Here is a 16,341-nt window from a genome sequence, read left to right on the forward strand (position 1 = left end):
GGGAAGGCACGGTGTGCCGAATTGTTGGGAGCTGATTAATCGGAGCTGATTAATGTATGGAACCTGAGGCTGTTGGTTCGAGGACTTCGGGGGAATGACGGATGTCGCGAAGAATTTCCCCGCCCCGTGCCTTCAATTCGGGAATACTGGAAACGCCCACCAGCGTCATCGTACGCCGGAGTTCGTCCGCGAAGATGTCAATGATGCGCCCGACACCCGGCGAGCCGGCCGCCACCAGCCCGTACAGATAGGCCCGGCCGATCGAACAGGCGTCGGCTCCCAGCGCCAAGGCCTTGAGGATGTCGCTCCCACGGCGGATGCCGGAGTCCACATAGATCTCGATCGAATCGCCCACCCGCTGCCGGGATTCCTGCAACACATCCATTGGGCTCAGCATGTGGTCCAGTTGCCGCCCGCCGTGATTGCTCAACTGGACGGCGTCCAGGCCTATGCCCGCGGCCTTTGCGACGTCGGCCGGGTTGACGCAGCCCTTGAGCACGATCTTGCCGTGCCAGGCCTGCCGCAAGGCAACGAGTTCGTTCCATCCGCTGGTCGCATCCGAGTGGCCCAGGATGTGCTGCCACATGGAGGGCGTGACCACTGAGGTGGCCGCCGGACCGCGCGGATCCAGGTTCGGGAAACTGATGCCGTCCGACTTCAGGAAATTCACCCACCAGGAGGGGCGTCGGGCGATGTCCGCGATGGTTGAAAGCGTCAGCGCGGGAGGGGCGGTGAAGCCGTTGTGGAGATCCCTTTCTCTCGAGCCCAGCGCCCGTGTGTCCACTCCCACAATCAGGGTGCTGAATCCGGCGGCCTCGCAGCGCGCCAGTTTGGCCTTCAGCGCCTGGGCGTCGGAGGTGAGCCCGAAGTTGAACCAGCGGTCCAGGGACGGGTGGCGCTCCGCGATCGTTTCCATCGGCACGGTGCTCAGCCCGGCCAGTCCGTAGGGGATGCGGGCCCGGTCGGCGGCAGCCGCGACGGCCAGCTCGCCCTCGGGATGGAACAGCCGGGTGGCCCCGGTGGGGGTCAAGGTGAGCGGCAGGGCGCTGTCCTTTCGGAGCAAACTGGTACTGGTGTCCGGGCCGGACACCGGGCCCCAGCTGGGCATGAGCGCCCAGGAGTCGAAGACGGCTCGATTGCGGCGGAGCGTCACCTCGTCTTCAGATCCGCCGTCCAGGTAGTCGAAAATCCCTGCCGGCAAGACTTTCCGTGCCGACTGCCGGTATTCCTCCACATTGAAAGCGTTGGCCAGCACCCGGCGCTGCCGGGAGAACACGGGGGCCTTGACCTGGATGAGCTGCTTGGCGTCGCTGATTTTCAATGTGGGCCTTCCCTTTTGCTGTGCTGCGTTATGGTTCAGCGTAGAAAGTGGAACTCCGCGCCACTATGGACATAGCGACAAATTGAGGGGCTTGACATTAGCAGCGACTACCAAGAAGTCCTTGCGGTGGAACAATGACGGCTCTCCCGGCCGCGGAGAGGCATGCGCTGCCCACCCTGGCGGACGTCGCCCGCTCGGCCGGTTCGGAAATTGTCAGCCTCGTCGAAATGCCGGCCGACGACCAGCAGATTGTTGCGGGCTCGGTTCTCTACGACTCGACGGCCCGGCCTGCGAAGTTTCCCGGCGCCGTCGCCCTGGCCATCGGTTTGTCGCTGTCCGGCAAGCGCCTGGGCGTGAAAATCCGGGAGCTCAGCGACGCCGGCTACGTGGCAGTCGTCTACAAAGCCAACGGCACCTCGGACGAAGCATTGCGGGCGGCCGTGCGGGAAACTGGGATGGCTCTTTTCCGGGCCTCTGATTCGGTGCCGTGGAACCAGCTCGCGGAGATCATGGACGCCGCCGTCATCCCGCACCGGCAATCGGGGCGCACGCTGGTGGACATCCGTCCCGGAGATTTGTTCGATCTGGCGAACACCGTGGCAGCCCAAGCCGGCGGTGCCATCGCGATCGCCGATCCGGAGCAGACGGTTCTGGCGTATTCGACCCTCCCGGACCAGCCCATAGACGAGACGCGCCGGAGTTCCATCCTGCGGCTGCACGTGCCGCACTCCGTTCAAACGGACAGGGACTACCGCCGCGTCCATGCCGCCAGCGATGCGTTGAACGTGGCGACGGAGGACCCGCTGCTCCGGCGCACGGCCATCGCCATCCGGGCCGGCGACTCCGTCCTTGGCTCGCTCTGGCTCCTCGAACTGGCGGAACACCACAACGAGGACGCGAACCGGATCCTGCGTGAAGCTGCCAACGTTGCGGCGCTCCACATCCTGCACAAGCGCACCACTTACGTCTCGAACCTGACCCGCCAAATAGATCTGGTCCAGCCGCTGCTGTTCGAGCCCAAACGCGCCGAGCTGGCCGCGATCCGGCTGGGGATATCGGCGGCGTCCATTCGGGTTGCGGCCCTGGGCATCTGGCCGTCCGATGCCATCGCAGCCGAAACGCTGCAGTCACGCCTCCGGCTCTTCGATACGATCCGGACCGCCTGCGCCATCCGGCTGCCCTCGGCGGCCTGTGGGCTCTCGGACAACATCGTCTACATCGTCCTGCCGCAGACCACCGAATCTTCACGGCAATTTCAACGCAGCGCGATCCTGAAAATTGTGCAGAACGCGCGGCGGCTTCTCTCCCGCCCGGTCCTGGCCGCACTGGGGGTGGTGGCCACGATCGACCGCCTAGCGGAGTCCCGGGTCAACGCGGAACTCGTCCTGTCCGAGCTGGTGCGTAACGTCGCCGAAGGGCGCATAGCGGCCGATTCCGATGACATCGTCGCCGACGACGACTCCCTCGGCTCACGCCTGCAGCTGCGCCAGATCGTCTCGTCGCTGACGACGTCGGGCCAGCTCCCCGGGGCCCACGCCCTGAGGATCGCCGAGTACGACGCACAGCATAAGAAGTCTTTCGAGGAGACCCTCCACGCCTACCTGAGCTGCGGCGGAAACGCGATTGATGCCGCAAAGGCTCTCGACGTGCACGTCAACACGGTCCGGTACCGCTTGTCCCGCGTTGAACCCCTCTTCGGAATAGACCTGGAGGACCCCGAAACGCGACTGCTCGTATGGTTGCAGCTGTGGGCACGGCACAACTAGAAGTCCCCCGCGGTTCAGACGTTGCTTCTCTCAGGCATTGCTTCTCTCAGGCGTGGATTTTTGCCACGGTCATCAGGATCGCGGAGTCTTCTTCCGCTTCCAGGCTGTGCAGCCCCTCGGGCACGATCAGGAGATCGCCGGCTTTCCCCTGCCAGGATTCCTTGCCGGCCTGCAGCCGGACGCAGCCCCGGAGCACTATGACGGTGGCTTCGCCGGGGTTCTGGTGCTCGCTCAACTTCGTGCCGGCCCTAAACGCCATGACGGTCTGGCGGAGGACCTTCTCATGCCCGCCGAACACCGTGTCAGCGGCCCGGCCGCTGGCTGCCGCGAGGGCTGCCGTGATTTGCTGACGGGCCAGGGCGTCGATCGATATTTTCTGCATGGGGCCACCGTACCCACAATCGGGTCCCGTGCCGAGTGCCCTTTGCCCCAAGACTGGACACGCTCGAACACGGCCTCAGTACACCACCCCGAAGTTGTTGAACTCCCCGGGGTCCCGGGAGATCTGTTCCTCCACGTTGTCCACGCGTCCGGGCGCTTCCGGCGAGCGCAGCCAGCGCCGGAACTCAAGTACCGCCGTCTGCGGTCCCTCCGCCACGATGCTGACCGAACCGTCGTCGTTGTTCCGGACAATGCCCGCCAGCCCGAGCTCCTCGGCCTTCCGCACCGTCCAGTACCGGAAGCCGACGGCCTGCACCGTGCCGGCAACCCTCGCCGTCAGCCGGACACGCTCCCCGGAACCGCCCTCCTGAAACTCAGCCATTCTTCCAATGTAGTGCCCCGCCTCACCGGGACATTGGGACTTTCGCCCCTTACCCGCCTAGTCCAGCCCTAGCCCTAGCCCTAGTTAGAGTAGGCCGCTGGCAGGTCAGACGTGCTGATCCACGAGCACCGGGTGCCGTCCGGATCAACCACGACAAAGCTCCCCGGACCGGTGGTCGCCTCGTCCGCCTCGTCCGCCTCGGAAACGAACTCCGCGCCCTGGGCCTTGAGTTCCCGCTGGAGGTTGCGCACATCGGTGAAGGAGTCCAGCGCTTCCGCGTTCTGGCTCCAGCCCGGGTTGAACGGTCTCACCGTTCCCGAGGAGCCAGTTCTGGGTGATGTCGCCCCCGAAACTGGTGAAGCCCAGCTTCTCGTGGAACGCAGCTGACGCCGCGATGCCGGCAGCTTCAAGCTCACATACACTGCCGACGACGTCGCTTTCCTCGTGGGCATCGCGGAGGAAGGCAAGTATCAGGCAGTCATCGACCGGCCCTACAACCTCGCCGATGTCGTCGATGCCCACCGCTTCGTGGACACCGGACGCAAGCGGGGCAATGTAGTCCTGCGGGTCCACCAGTTCCAACGACAGACATCATGAGCCCCACCGTCCTTTCCGCCCATAACATCCGCAAGTTCTACCGGCGCGGGACAGCGGCACCCTCACCGTCGGGACGCGGACGCCCAAACACTCAACCGCCCGAAAGTCATCTTTGCCCGCTGTCCGCTGGACCCGCCCCTTCGGACTCGGACACCGCATCGTGGTGCGGATCGTCTTTGTGGCGGGCTTCCTGGAGGTGGTGCTCCAATTTTTCCTCCGCCTCTCGGCGGCGTTGACCTACGGTCCGCATTTGTTGCGTTGTCGGAGCGGCGTGGGCGTGCTGGTGTGGGCCGTGATCCTGCGGGCCGTCAGCGCTCTTCTCACTCATACTGAAATCGTCCCACCGTACGTCAGTGTCGGGAAGACGCCAAGAACGACGGCGGGAGGTCCCCGCCGTCGTTCCCTTGCGTTGGGTGCCGCTGACCTGCAGCGCCTTCCTGTCAGTAGCCGGCTCGGCCTCCGGAGAGGTCGAAAAAACCCGTCGTGTAGGAGGCCTCAGATGAGGAAATGTATTCAATCAGTGCTGCTGCCCTTCCGCAGTGCCCAGGCGCCCCATCGGTATCCGCTGCAGGTCCTCGGTTGTCGGAGGTTTGCCGCTGATCAGCGGAGTATCGATCGACGGGCGGGACCTCCCGCCGTCGTCCGTCTGCGCTTAGTGCCGCTTATCTACGGCGCCGACCAGCCGTTGTGGCACGGCACGTGGAAGTATTCAGTTATGACTATCGATAATGATGCTGCCAACACTCCGGCGCTAATGGACTCACACGGCATCGACGCCTCGATCGAAGTCAGCCGTGGTTGGGACCACATCGGGGCCATCATTGTCGATGCCACGCTGCAGCGCCGGCAGAACTACAACGAAACCGTCAAGCCGCGCGTTGTTGCTCTGGTTGCTGCATGGCCGGATGCCGCCACAACGAGTGGATTCCGGCGGCGCCTCGATACGGGGAAGCTCTCGGAAGTCATCAGCTGGCCGTCGCCGGGCCGTCTGGCCCAGATCGAGGACATCACGCGCGTGTTCGAGCGTGAGGGCATTGAAACGGTATTGGAACTCCGCGGCACGCTCGGTGACCAGACCAAGAGTGCCGCGCTTCGGGAAGCCCTTGCGCTCGTGCGGCATGTCAGTCCCAAAACGCTGGATTACATTGGCGTCCTGAGTGGGATCTCAGCGGGCGCGGACGTCGACCAGGCTGCTGGCATCGAGGACTTGCCCTAAGGGCATATCGCTGCGGTAATCCGTGCAGTTGGTATGGCCGGATTAACATCGCCCAAAACCGTGCTGGCCGCGATCGCACGCCAACCAAAGTAGAAACCGCCTCCTCAACCCGGCGAGCTGAAGCCTGCTAACGCGAGGAACAGGTTGTTGGCAAGCGGTTGGCTCGGGGTCATTGAGTTCGGACATTCCTGCGCTACGGTAAGCAGCACCATCAGTTTTTCAAGGGGGAAAAATGGAGTTTGCAGAAAAGCTCTCGGCTTTGGCAGCCAAGGTGCGCCAGCAGCGAGGAGTAATCCAGACCGAAGAGGCAACAAAGAATGCGTTTGTGATGCCCTTCATCTCAACAATTCTTGGCTACGACGTCTTCAATCCAATGGAGGTCGTGCCGGAGTTCATCGCAGACGTCGGACTGAAAAAGGGCGAGAAGATCGACTACGCGATCGTCAAGGACGGCGAAGTCCAGATCCTCATTGAGTGCAAGAAGTCCACGGAACCGGTAAAAATCGAGCACGCGTCGCAGCTTTTCCGCTACTTCGCCGTGACGAACGCGCGCATCGCGATCCTCACCAATGGCGAGGTGTACCAGTTCTTCACGGACCTCGATGCGCCGAACCGGATGGACGCGAAGCCCTTCCTGGTCCTGGACCTCACGGACATCGATGAGTCGCTGATCCCTGAACTGCAGAAGCTGTCCAAGGACGTCTTTGACCTCGACTCGATCATCAACGCCGCTGGCGAACTGAAATACATCGGCGAGTTGAAACGGACGCTGGCAGCGCAGTTCAAGGAACCGGAGGACGAATGGATCAAGTTCCTTACTGGCCGCGTCTATCCAGGCCCGTACACGCAGAAGGTGCGTGAGCAGTTCACGGCGCTGGTGACCAAAGCGTCCAAGCAGTTCCTCAACGACCAGGTGAACGAGCGTCTGAAGAAGGCCCTCGGCGCCCCCGGCTTCCCGCAGTCTGAGGACGCTGCCGCGAGTGTCACGAGCGCGCCGGTGGCCGAAGCCGACCTGGCCGACGCTGACGCCCTGGAGACGACCCTCGAGGAGATCGAGGGCTACCAGATCGTCCGCGCCATCGTCTGCAGCGAGGTGAAGCCCGCCCGCGTAGTCCAACGCGATGCCAAGTCCTACTTCGCGGTGCTGCTGGACGACAACAACCGCAAACCGATCGCGCGCCTGCACTTCAACCGGACGCAGAAATACATCGGGATCTTCGACGACAACAAGGAAGAAACCCGCGTACCCATTTCCTCCCTCGAGGAGATCTACGAGCACACCGAGGCCCTTCGCGCCAGCGTCAAGAGTTACCTGAGCGCGTCGCCCTCAATCAACTGAGCGGCAGCGCGAAGCTTCGTTAAACAAGACAAGCGGACGACGGCGGGACCGCCCGCCGTCGACCGCTTGCGTTTGGTGCCGCTCGCCTACGCCGCGGCGGAAGCGGGGACCTGCAGTGGCTCGACCTTGCCCAGGACGAACACGCCGCACCGGCCAGCGAAACCAATCCGATGACCGCAAGCGGCGCCAGGTAGGATCCCGTCTGGTCCACCAAGACGGGTCCGGACGCTCGCCGGTTTCCGCGTGATCGACTGCCCTTCGCTGGGCGAAATGCATCTCTGTGACCGTGTCCACGACCGTCAGTTGTCAGTAAACTGGACCGCATGACCCAGCACGAACCGGCCCCGGCCGGGGTCGCTGCGGCTCCGGGCCTGGCCAATCCCGACGCCATCAACACGTCCTTACGCAGTTCGGCACAGCGGTCCCGCACGTTCGCCGGAATCCTGGTGAACACCGGCCTCGCCAACATCACCACCAGCTACCTGTGGTTCGCCCTGACGTTCTGGGTGTACCTGGAGACGCGCAACGTGATCGCCACCGGGGTGATCGGCGGCGCATACATGCTGTTGATCGCCCTTTCCAGCATCAGCTTCGGCACCGTCGTGGACCGCTACCGCAAGTTGGCCGTGATGCGCTTCGCCGCCGGCTTCACCCTGGTGATGTTCGTGCTGTCCGGGGTCATATTCCTGATGACACCGGCCACCAGTCTGCTGGACCTGGCACAGCCGTGGTTCTGGATCTTCGCCGTGATCATCCTGGTCGGTGCGGTGGTGGAGAACATGCGCAACATCGCCCTCTCCACCACGGTTACCATCCTCATCGACCCGGATCGTCGGGCCAACGCCAACGGGCTGGTGGGCATGGTGCAGGGACTGATGTTCATCGTCACCTCAGTGCTCTCCGGTCTGTCGGTCGGACTGCTGGGCATGGGCTGGACGATCGTCGTCGCCCTGGTGCTCACGGCGCTGGCCTTCGCGCACCTGTTCACGCTGCGCATGCCCGAGGAGGTGCGCGTCGCAACCACGGACGCGCACGGCGGATTCGACCTGCGCGGTTCGCTCGCCGCCGTGTTGGCCATTGCCGGACTGTTCGCGCTGATCCTGTTCTCCACGTTCAACAACTTCATCGGTGGCGTGTACATGGCGCTGATGGATCCTTACGGCCTGGAGATGTTCCCCGTGGAGCTGTGGGGGACATTCTTTGCGCTCGGCGCCACGGGGTTCCTTGTGGGCGGCGCGGTGATCGGCAAGTTCGGGCTCGGGTCCAACCCGTTGCGCACCATGCTCATCGCGGTGATCCTGATGGGGGTCCTCGGTGCGGTGTTCACGCTGCGGGAGTGGGCGTGGCTGTACATCGCCGGCATCTGGCTGTATCTGGTCCTGGTGCCGTTCGTGGAGGCCGCCGAGCAGACGGTCATCCAGCAGGTGGTGCCCCTGGCGCGGCAAGGCCGGGTGTTCGGATTCGCCATGGCGGTCGAGTCCGCGGCAGCGCCGATCACCGCGTTCCTCATTGCGCCGATCGCCCAGGTCTGGATCATCCCGTACGCGCGGTCCGCTGAGGGCGCCGCCCAGCTTGCCCCGCTGCTGGGTGAAGGCACCTCCCGCGGCATCGCCCTAGTGTTCCTGGTGGCTGGGATCATCATGATCGCGGCCGCGCTGCTGGCCTTCCTGACCCCGGTCTACCGCCGGGTCTCGGCGTCGTATGCGCGGGCGGCTGCAGAGGCGTCGGAGACGGCGGACTGATCGGCCCAGGGCGCGTGTGCGTAGCGGACGACGGCGGCACCTCCTCCCGCCGTCGGCCCGCCACTATTGAGGCTCACGCGGCTACTCCGCCGTCCAGCGTGTCGCAGGCGGACCCGTCGCCAGTTCGCATCGTTACTGGCACACTGGGCCAATGAATGAGGCGCTCTCCCCGTCCCGCAGGCCCGGCATCCGAGCTGCGATGTTTGTTGATTTCGACAATGTTTTCACCGGCCTGCAGGCACTGGATCCTCTCGCGGCGAAGCGCTTTGCCGAAGACCCTAAGCATTGGGCCGACGCGCTGTCAGCCGGGGGTTCCGGAGAGGACGCCCGCCGGTTCCTGATCCGCAACTGCTACCTGAACCCGGTGGTGTACTCGAAGTACCGGACCTACTGGACCCGCGCGGGATTCCGCGTGATCGACTGCCCGTCGCTGACGCAGCGGGGCAAGAGCAGCACGGACATCAATCTGGTGCTTGACGCCATGGACGCGCTGTCCGGCAACGTTGGCATCGAAGAGTTCTTCATCGCCTCCGCTGATGCCGATTTCACGTCCCTGATCCAGCGGTTCCGGGCCGCTGACCGGATGACCACAGTCATCGCAGCCGGCGCCGTGGCCTTCGCCTACCGGGAGATGGCAGACCATGTGGTGGAGTCCCACGACTTCGTCGCCATCCTCAACGGCACAACGGTGGAGCCGGTTCATGCGGTGGCCTCCGGGAAAGAGCAGCACGTTCCGGCCGCCACGACGGCGAAGAAAAAGGCCGCATCACCCGCAATCCGTGAGGTCCTCGAGTTCGTCCGCACCGCTCCGGGACCGGTTGTCGGAGCGATGGTGGCCCACCGGGCACTCACGGCAGAGCCATCCCTGAAGACAGACTGGGGCGGCTGGGGAAAGTTTGGGACCTGGGTGTCCCAGATCGGCCAGGGCGTCGAATACTCCCCGGCACAAGGTGGCTGGGTCTGGGACGCGAAGCGGTTCTCGAGCGAGGATCTTCCTGCGCCCGCGGACCTCCAGCCCGGCATCGAGGAGCAGGTCATCAGGGTCACGGACGTGCCAGCACTTTCAGCAGCCCAGTTCCGGCAGATGTTCCAGGCCATGGAAGCCAGGCTTCGTGAGCATCCGCTCAACCGCACCGAACTGTCCCGGATGGTGCGGGACGACTGCGTCAACGCGGACCAGCCGGTCTCCCGCAACGCCGTGAGCTTTGTCCTTCAAGGCCTGGCCTACGTCAATTTCCCGCTCACCGACGAGGCGACCGCGGAAGGCCTGGCGGCAGCATGGACCGCGAACGTGGAAGAACTCTGCCGGGTGGCGCTGCTGGAGTTCGACGCCGCCGAGAAGCTCGCCGTACGGCGCTGGGCAAGCGGCGGACTACTGGACGCCTGACACAGCAGAAGCGAGAGGTGGGTCGGGTTTCCCGACCCACCTCTCAGGTCCCTGCGCCACAGGGCCCGGCTGAGGCGGGCCGCCAGCCGTCCAGCTTCAGAAGCCGCGCGGCATTTCCGCCGAAGATCTGCTGAAGCTCGGCGGCGGGCATTCCCATTTCCCAGCAGATCCTGAGCTGGTCCACAAGGTACCGCCGCGCGAAACCGCGCGGAAACCACGACGACTCCGAGCCGAAGATGATGCGTTCGGATCCCATGGTTTCGTAGAAGCGGCGGAAGAGGTCCTCCAGGGTCAGCCGATGCGCCATGTATCTGACCCATTGGTTGGAACCTGCTGTACGCATTCTGCGCGATGCCGCCCGCTGACCCGCAGTGGCCGAAGCGGATCAGAACGGGGACTTTGCGGCGGGACGCGACGTCCCACACGGGGTCCGCCGTCGGATCGTCCATCCACGACGAAGCAAGGGGCGCGAACAGTTTCAGCCCCACGGAGTCCCCGGGTCGCTGCGTTTTCGAACTCCTGGGCAGCTCCCGGCGTGAACGGGTCCGCCATCGCGGCCATGCCCCGGAACGTTCCGGCGCCGCGGGCAACCAGGGCCACCATCGCGTCGTTCCCTCCGGCGGTGACGAAGGCGGCATGTTCGACCCCGTTTTCGGCCAGCTCGGCGATCCAGCGGTCGGCCTCCACTTCCCATCCGGCGTCCGCTGACAAAGATTCGGGGTCGGCGAAGTCCCAACTCCGGCGCCACTGGGCAGAGGTCCTGGCGACGGCGGCCGAACGGGCGGCCTGACCGGCGTCGTATTCCTCGCAGCCGCTTCTGGCGTCGGCGCCGCCGTCGGCCCCGAACTGTCCGCACGCCAGGGAGCGGGTCAAGGGATCGTGGGGCATCCGGAAATGCAGGTGGAAGTCGACGATCGAAAGCCCCTGGACAGTGGGGCGGCCGTTGATGATGTCCTGATGCACTGGGATTCCCCCTTCGCTCACTGTCGCGGCCGGAAGTACGACGGCGGCCCGGCGTTCCGGTGCGGTGGCCACCATATCCGTGGCGTAGCCGACGCCGGAGGCCAGGGCCTCCGGCCAGCGTGCCGCGTGCCGCGTGCCGCCGACCGGGCGGACCATCGCCCGTCAGGCAAGGCAAGGCCAGCTCCGCGGGCGCCCATCTTGACCGCAACGAGCGTATTCGTGGTGACGGACAGCCGGAGGGCGGCCCGCTCGGTGTTCCCGTGTCCATCAGGCTGTGCAGTCCGTCGTCGTTGGGCAGGAAGATGTCCACCAGGCAAGAGCGTTGACCACTTCCTGCCGCGTGGCCGGGCTCCATCCTTCCGGAGGCCAGCCGGTGTCCAGCACTGTCTGGGCGCCCGACAGAGCGGCCCGCCCGAACAGGTCTGCTGCCGCCGGGCCGCGCATCCCCGGCAACAGGAAGTAACCGGCCAAAGCGACGTATCTATTGGACGGCATGTCGTCAGTGTTGTCGTCCGGCGTCATCGACGTCATGGCACCCAGGGAGGAAAGGAATGCCCGGTCCCGCCCCGGAGGTTCCACGGCAACGGTGATGCCGCTACGTCTACCGGGGGTCCGGAGCAACCGCGCCTCGAGCGAGGGCAGCCGAAGTTCCGATTCCAGGACCGTCACCGACGTGTCGTCGCCAACCCGGCTGACCAGGGTGGTGGGGCAGTTCAGGCCGGCGCACCTGACAGCGAAGTTTCCTGCCGAGCGGCCCAGCCGAATGAAGACAGCGGACACCACGTGCTCCGTACCAGGCTCGGGCGGGTCCCGGGTGTCAGCGACCACAACATCGATATTGGTGTTCCCGATGATGGTGATTCCATCGGTCACCAATGTCCCCTTCCTGCCTCCGCAGCGGCTGCCATCAGCCGGTCCCTGGCAGCGTCTATCCGGCTCCTCCTGCGCTGGACTTCAACGCCGAAAGCCTCTGCGCGATGTTCCGACTCGGTGGCGTTGCGCCGCACTGCCTCGCTGCCAGGACTTCCGTCCTGCGTACGGGCGAGGATCAGTTCCGGCTGTTGCCCGGCGCTCAGCGTCGTGGCCACGAGCTCTTCCGTGGCGTCTATGCCGGCGTCCGCGAAGGCCCTCGCGACTCCGTTAACTGTCCAGTCTGCCGGCGCGTCGGCGCGTACCAGCCGGCCGACGACGTCGTGGGCGGCCCGCCAGGGGATGCCCCGGGCGGCGAGCGCCTCCGCAACGGCCGTGGTGGTGGCGCCGGAGGCGACGATTTCCGCATGGTCCGGCAACTGGAGCACCCGAAGGTCCAGCAGCAGCCCGTCCATCATCCGCATAAAACGGACCACGCGTTCCCCGGCGCGCCACAGGTGCTTTTGCACGTCCGTGGTGGCGTTGTTGGAGTCCTCGTACCAGGCGGAGCCGATGTTCGCGTAGGTAGCTGCCATGTCCGCCGCGGTGACACCGGCCATGGACACCATGTGTTCGAGCACCACCGGGTTCTTCTTCTGCGGCATGATCGACGAGCCCTGCGTGTAGGCCGTGGGCGTTTCGACCCATTTGAAGGTCATCCATTCGAGTAGCACGCGGGCGAAGCGGGCGCCGGTCGCGGTGATCCGGGCCTGGACGGCGGCCAGCCGCATGAAGTGTTCCGCTCCCGCCACGGCTTCGTAGCTGGAGGTGAAGCTTGAATCGAATCCGGTGAGCTCGCCGACCATCAGCGGGTCGATCGGCAGGTCGGTGCCGGTGAACGCGGCCGATCCCAGCGGCGAAACGTTCAGCTCGTCGTAGATGCTGAGCATTTCCTTTGCCTGGCTGAGTATCGCTTCGGAAAGCCCGGCGAGGACGTGGCCTATCGTCGTCGGTTGGGCCGGGCGGCGGTGCGTGAACCCGATGATCAGGCTGTCCGCGTTCGCGGCGGCCTGCACGGCCGCGTCCTTGGCAGCCTGGACCACGAGGGCGGCCTGGTCCAGCAGTTGGCGCCGCAGGACCATCCGGAACACCCCGGCGTCGAGATCGTTCCGGCTCCTGGCCAGCTGGACGTCGAGTTCGGACGTTGGGATCCCGCACTCGGCGGCGAGGTGCCGCTCCAGGAAGTAGTACGGATCCTCAACGCTGCCATCGAAAACGTACGCCTGTTCGCCCGATTCGGTTCTGGCCCACAGTTCCAGCAGCCCCTTCAGCAGGACTTCCCCCCGGCCACGCGGCAGGATGCCCTGCCGGGTCAGCATCAGGACGTGCGCCAAGCTTGCTTCGACCATGCCCGGGTAGATGTGCGGTGCTGCTTCGTCGAAGGCGTCCCGCAGGTGGTTGTCCCAGTAGATGCTGAGGTTTTCCTGATCCTTGAGGTCGGGGCGCGGCATGGACGGATCGGTTGGGGCGTTCATTCGTATCTCCGGTTCCATGGATCAGGTGGGTATGGGGGCCATAACGGGAGTGAGGGGCGCGCCGGCGGGCTGCTCCCCCCGCGCCTTCCTGTCGCGGCGGGGTGTCTCCAGCCGTTGGGCGATGACCAGCACGATGAGGATCAGGGCCATCTGAAGCGTGCCGTAGGCCGCGGCCGTGCCGAACTCGTTGGAGTAGATACGGTTGTAAATCTCGACGGACAACGGGGCGTAGCGGGCGGGGTAGACCACCACGGACGCCACGTACTCACCGAAGCCCTGGATAAACGCCATCAGCGCACCGGCCAGGATGCCGCGGGCCATCAGGGGCACCGTCACGGTCCGCAGGGCACGCCAGGGACCCGCGCCAAGGTTCCGTGCAGCTTCCTCGACGCTGGGGTCGATCTGCGCCAGCGACGCGTTGGCGGAGCGGAACACCAGGGGCAGGAAGCGAACGAAATAGGCCACCGGGAGGATCCAAAGGGATCCGATCAGTACCTGGCCGAGATTGAACGGGCCGGGGGTGGCGAAGGCCGTGACGATGTTGACGCCGATGACGGTGCCGGGGAGCGCCCACGGGAGCATCACCATCACATCGAGCAAGCCCCTGCCCGGGCCTTTCCACCGGGTGACCACCCAGGCAGCGAGGACACCAACCAGGATGCAGCCAATCATGGCGACAAAGGACATCTGGGCACTGACCAGGATCGGACGCAGCGTGACGGGGTCCGTGAAGATCCGGGCGAAGTTGTCCAGTGTGTAGTCCGGCGGCAGGATCTGCGTGGTCCACGACCCGTCCACGGTAAAGGACAGCAAGGCTATCGTGGCCGGCGGCGCCATCAGGAACAGGACGAGCAGCAACGATCCGACGCCGGCAGCGGTGCGCGGCAGCACCCCATGCAGGACCTTCACGACCTGGGGCGTTCCCTTGGAGGCGCCACGGTGGAGGCGCCGGTTTTCGTACCAGCGCATGGCCAGCAGGAAGAAGATTGACACGACGGAGAGGACCACGGCCTGGGCCGCGGCCACATCGTATGCGCCGCTGGTCCGTGAGGCGACGATCTGCATGGTCAGCGTCTGCACGTTGTAGAACTGGGGCGCGGTGAAGGATGCCATGGAGACCATGAAGGTCAGCAGGGTTCCGGAGACCAGCGCCGGGGTGAGCATAGGCAGGAGGACTGTCCGCCACATCCGGAACCGGCTCGCGCCCAGGTTCAGCGCCGCTTCCTCCATGGAGGCATCGGATCCGGCCAGCGCCGAGGACACGGCGAGGTAGAAATACGGGTACATGGTCATAGTGTGGACCAGCAGCACACCCCAGACGCCGTTGGCGGAGACCGCAGCGGCGTCGGCGCCGAAGTAGCGCGCCAGGAAGCGTGGAACGATGCCGCTTTCGGCGTACAGGAAGTAGAAGGACACGGCGCCGATCAGTGGAGGCAGCGCCATGGGCAGCAGCGCGAAGAGCCGCAGCACCCTGCGGCCCGGAAAATCAAAGCGCGACAACAGGACGGCGAGTGCCGTGCCGAGTACTCCGGTGGTCAGGACCGATCCCACCGAGATGCCCACCGAGAGTCCCAGCGCCGTGGCGGATGAGCCGTTGATGAATCCTTTGTAGGCGCTCCCTCCGCCCTCGGCGCTGGTGGTGGCCGTGGCAAGCATCGGCACCACAATGTACACCAGGAGCACCAGAACCACCGGGGCGGCGAGGAAGTAGACGAACCGGTCCGAAGACGTGAGGGAGGACCGTAACCGGACCCTCGGGGCAGCAATCGTCACGGCTCCACCAGCCACACGCGGTCCTGGTGCGGTGCCATCGATACGAGGTCCCCGGGTTCGGCGCGGTCCACGGTGTCCGGCGCCGAGACAACGATCTGCTCGCCGTGCCAGTCGATCTCGTAGATATTGACCGCGCCGGTGAACTCCGCGGTAAGGATCCTCCCGGCGAGTTGGCCAGCAGTCTCCTTCCCCGGGCTGACGGTGAGGCCGATGGATTCCGGCCGGAGCGACACCGCCGCCTGGTCCCCGGCGGTGACCCGGGCCGATATCGATCCCTCCACCCGGGTTGTCTTGAGAACGGTGCCGTCGGCCAAGCTGATGCTGACGGAGCCGCCGTCGACGCCGAGCACGGTACAGGGCAGCACGTTGGAGCGGCCGATGAATCTGGCGACGAATGCCGTCGCGGGGCGGTTGTAGACCTCGCGGGGTGACCCGACCTGATGGAGCTCGCCTTCATTAAGCACCGCCACGCGGTCGCTCATCGCCATTGCCTCGGCTTGGTCATGGGTGACGTAGAGGCAGGTGGTGCCTGCCGCCTTCTGCGTGGACCTGATTTCGGTACGCGTTTCCTCGCGCAGCTTCGCGTCCAGGTTGGAGAGCGGCTCGTCCAGCAGCAGGGCCGCCGGGCGGATCACCAGGGCCCGGGCCAAAGCCACGCGCTGCTGCTGTCCGCCGGAAAGCATGTCGATCCGGCGGTCGCCGAACTCTTCGAGTCCCACCTGGGCGAGCGCCTCGTCGATCCGCCTGTTCTTGTCCTGCTTGGGCACGTTGCGCGCATTCAGACCGTAGGCGACGTTTCCCCGGACGCTCATGTGCGGAAATAAAGCGTAGTTCTGGAAGACCATGCCGGTGTCCCGCTTGTTCGGTGCCGCGTTGGTGACGTCTTTGTCGCCGAAGTGGATGCTTCCGCTGGAAGGCTGGATGAATCCTGCCACCATCCGCAGGGTTGTTGACTTGCCACAGCCGGAAGGACCCAGCAGGGTGAAGAATTCGCCGTCTTCGATGGTAATCGTGAGGTTTGATACCGCCGGCTTGGCCCCCGGATACTGCTTGCTGATGCCGTTGAGGAAGACGCGAGTCATTGTTGCTC

15 protein-coding genes and 1 pseudogene are annotated in these 16,341 nt (G+C 65.1%); 6 read left to right on the top strand and 10 right to left on the bottom strand.

Features of this window, described 5'->3' with window-relative positions; all coding sequences use genetic code 11:
• Nucleotides 1-49: 49 nt before the first annotated feature.
• The gene (locus ACQCSW_RS18650; RefSeq protein WP_426988280.1) at nt 50-1,321 is read right to left on the bottom strand and encodes an alpha-hydroxy acid oxidase; all 1,272 of its coding nucleotides are present in this window, start codon (nt 1,319-1,321) and stop codon (nt 50-52) included.
• A gap of 134 nt (nt 1,322-1,455) precedes the next feature.
• Between ACQCSW_RS18650 and ACQCSW_RS18655 the strand changes: the two genes are divergently transcribed.
• The gene (locus tag ACQCSW_RS18655) at nt 1,456-3,087 is read left to right on the top strand and encodes a PucR family transcriptional regulator (RefSeq protein WP_426988282.1); all 1,632 of its coding nucleotides are present in this window, start codon (nt 1,456-1,458) and stop codon (nt 3,085-3,087) included.
• Nucleotides 3,088-3,133: 46 nt separating this feature from the next.
• Here ACQCSW_RS18655 and ACQCSW_RS18660 read toward each other — a convergent pair whose 3' ends face one another.
• The 3 genes from ACQCSW_RS18660 to ACQCSW_RS18670 form a co-directional block, all read right to left on the bottom strand.
• Nucleotides 3,134-3,469 (bottom strand): cupin domain-containing protein, encoded by a 336-nt coding sequence (locus ACQCSW_RS18660; protein WP_426988284.1) that lies wholly within the window; start codon nt 3,467-3,469, stop codon nt 3,134-3,136.
• Between the two features lie 75 nt (nt 3,470-3,544).
• Nucleotides 3,545-3,850: an acylphosphatase gene (locus tag ACQCSW_RS18665; RefSeq protein ID WP_426988286.1), complete on the bottom strand. Its 306-nt coding sequence runs from the start codon at nt 3,848-3,850 to the stop codon at nt 3,545-3,547.
• A gap of 80 nt (nt 3,851-3,930) precedes the next feature.
• Nucleotides 3,931-4,161 carry a hypothetical protein gene (locus ACQCSW_RS18670; RefSeq protein ID WP_426988288.1) on the bottom strand — a complete coding sequence of 77 codons (231 nt, stop codon included), beginning with the start codon at nt 4,159-4,161 and terminating at the stop codon, nt 3,931-3,933.
• 121 nt (nt 4,162-4,282) lie between these two features.
• On the opposite strand from ACQCSW_RS18670, the pseudogene ACQCSW_RS18675 reads away from it, so the two are divergent.
• The 5 genes and pseudogenes from ACQCSW_RS18675 to ACQCSW_RS18695 all read left to right on the top strand — a co-directional run.
• Nucleotides 4,283-4,447, top strand: a pseudogene (locus ACQCSW_RS18675) (zinc-binding dehydrogenase); the annotation flags it as partial.
• A gap of 715 nt (nt 4,448-5,162) precedes the next feature.
• On the top strand, nt 5,163-5,663 hold the full coding sequence (locus ACQCSW_RS18680; protein ID WP_426988290.1) for a hypothetical protein: 501 nt from the start codon (nt 5,163-5,165) through the stop codon (nt 5,661-5,663).
• A gap of 232 nt (nt 5,664-5,895) precedes the next feature.
• Nucleotides 5,896-7,002: a type I restriction endonuclease gene (locus tag ACQCSW_RS18685; protein ID WP_426988292.1), complete on the top strand. Its 1,107-nt coding sequence runs from the start codon at nt 5,896-5,898 to the stop codon at nt 7,000-7,002.
• A gap of 323 nt (nt 7,003-7,325) precedes the next feature.
• The gene (locus tag ACQCSW_RS18690; RefSeq protein WP_426988294.1) at nt 7,326-8,744 is read left to right on the top strand and encodes an MFS transporter; all 1,419 of its coding nucleotides are present in this window, start codon (nt 7,326-7,328) and stop codon (nt 8,742-8,744) included.
• Between the two features lie 151 nt (nt 8,745-8,895).
• The gene (locus ACQCSW_RS18695; protein WP_426988296.1) at nt 8,896-10,131 is read left to right on the top strand and encodes an NYN domain-containing protein; all 1,236 of its coding nucleotides are present in this window, start codon (nt 8,896-8,898) and stop codon (nt 10,129-10,131) included.
• Between the two features lie 43 nt (nt 10,132-10,174).
• Here ACQCSW_RS18695 and ACQCSW_RS18700 read toward each other — a convergent pair whose 3' ends face one another.
• The 6 genes from ACQCSW_RS18700 to ACQCSW_RS18725 all read right to left on the bottom strand — a co-directional run bounded on the left by ACQCSW_RS18700 (nt 10,175) and on the right by ACQCSW_RS18725 (nt 16,333).
• Nucleotides 10,175-10,438, bottom strand: a complete 264-nt coding sequence (locus ACQCSW_RS18700) for an amidohydrolase family protein (RefSeq protein WP_426988298.1) — start codon at nt 10,436-10,438, stop codon at nt 10,175-10,177.
• Nucleotides 10,423-11,250 (bottom strand): hypothetical protein, encoded by an 828-nt coding sequence (locus ACQCSW_RS18705; protein ID WP_426988300.1) that lies wholly within the window; start codon nt 11,248-11,250, stop codon nt 10,423-10,425. Before ACQCSW_RS18705 ends, ACQCSW_RS18700 begins: the two co-directional genes overlap by 16 nt.
• 111 nt (nt 11,251-11,361) lie before the next feature.
• The gene (locus tag ACQCSW_RS18710) at nt 11,362-11,967 is read right to left on the bottom strand and encodes a carbohydrate kinase family protein (protein WP_426988302.1); all 606 of its coding nucleotides are present in this window, start codon (nt 11,965-11,967) and stop codon (nt 11,362-11,364) included.
• Nucleotides 11,964-13,478 carry a lyase family protein gene (locus ACQCSW_RS18715; RefSeq protein WP_426988304.1) on the bottom strand — a complete coding sequence of 505 codons (1,515 nt, stop codon included), beginning with the start codon at nt 13,476-13,478 and terminating at the stop codon, nt 11,964-11,966. The genes ACQCSW_RS18710 and ACQCSW_RS18715 overlap by 4 nt, the downstream gene beginning before the upstream one ends.
• Before the next feature lie 21 nt (nt 13,479-13,499).
• The gene (locus ACQCSW_RS18720) at nt 13,500-15,251 is read right to left on the bottom strand and encodes an ABC transporter permease (protein WP_426988306.1); all 1,752 of its coding nucleotides are present in this window, start codon (nt 15,249-15,251) and stop codon (nt 13,500-13,502) included.
• Nucleotides 15,248-16,333, bottom strand: a complete 1,086-nt coding sequence (locus ACQCSW_RS18725; RefSeq protein WP_426988308.1) for an ABC transporter ATP-binding protein — start codon at nt 16,331-16,333, stop codon at nt 15,248-15,250. Before ACQCSW_RS18725 ends, ACQCSW_RS18720 begins: the two co-directional genes overlap by 4 nt.
• Between the last annotated feature and the right edge of the window lie 8 nt (nt 16,334-16,341).

This window comes from Pseudarthrobacter sp. Y6 (genome assembly GCF_050156205.1).
Lineage (GTDB): Bacteria > Actinomycetota > Actinomycetes > Actinomycetales > Micrococcaceae > Arthrobacter.

What these genes read in the sequence shown, in the direction of transcription:
- ACQCSW_RS18655 (WP_426988282.1), top strand. Translation starts at nt 1,456, where the DNA reads ATGACGGCTCTCCCGGCCGCGGAGAGGCATGCGCTGCCCACCCTGGCG.
- ACQCSW_RS18660 (WP_426988284.1), bottom strand. Translation starts at nt 3,469, where the DNA reads ATGCAGAAAATATCGATCGACGCCCTGGCCCGTCAGCAAATCACGGCA.
- ACQCSW_RS18665 (WP_426988286.1), bottom strand. Translation starts at nt 3,850, where the DNA reads ATGGCTGAGTTTCAGGAGGGCGGTTCCGGGGAGCGTGTCCGGCTGACG.
- ACQCSW_RS18680 (WP_426988290.1), top strand. Translation starts at nt 5,163, where the DNA reads ATGACTATCGATAATGATGCTGCCAACACTCCGGCGCTAATGGACTCA.
- ACQCSW_RS18685 (WP_426988292.1), top strand. Translation starts at nt 5,896, where the DNA reads ATGGAGTTTGCAGAAAAGCTCTCGGCTTTGGCAGCCAAGGTGCGCCAG.
- ACQCSW_RS18690 (WP_426988294.1), top strand. Translation starts at nt 7,326, where the DNA reads ATGACCCAGCACGAACCGGCCCCGGCCGGGGTCGCTGCGGCTCCGGGC.
- ACQCSW_RS18695 (WP_426988296.1), top strand. Translation starts at nt 8,896, where the DNA reads ATGAATGAGGCGCTCTCCCCGTCCCGCAGGCCCGGCATCCGAGCTGCG.
- ACQCSW_RS18700 (WP_426988298.1), bottom strand. Translation starts at nt 10,438, where the DNA reads ATGGCGCATCGGCTGACCCTGGAGGACCTCTTCCGCCGCTTCTACGAA.
- ACQCSW_RS18705 (WP_426988300.1), bottom strand. Translation starts at nt 11,250, where the DNA reads ATGGTCCGCCCGGTCGGCGGCACGCGGCACGCGGCACGCTGGCCGGAG.
- ACQCSW_RS18715 (WP_426988304.1), bottom strand. Translation starts at nt 13,478, where the DNA reads ATGAACGCCCCAACCGATCCGTCCATGCCGCGCCCCGACCTCAAGGAT.
- ACQCSW_RS18725 (WP_426988308.1), bottom strand. Translation starts at nt 16,333, where the DNA reads ATGACTCGCGTCTTCCTCAACGGCATCAGCAAGCAGTATCCGGGGGCC.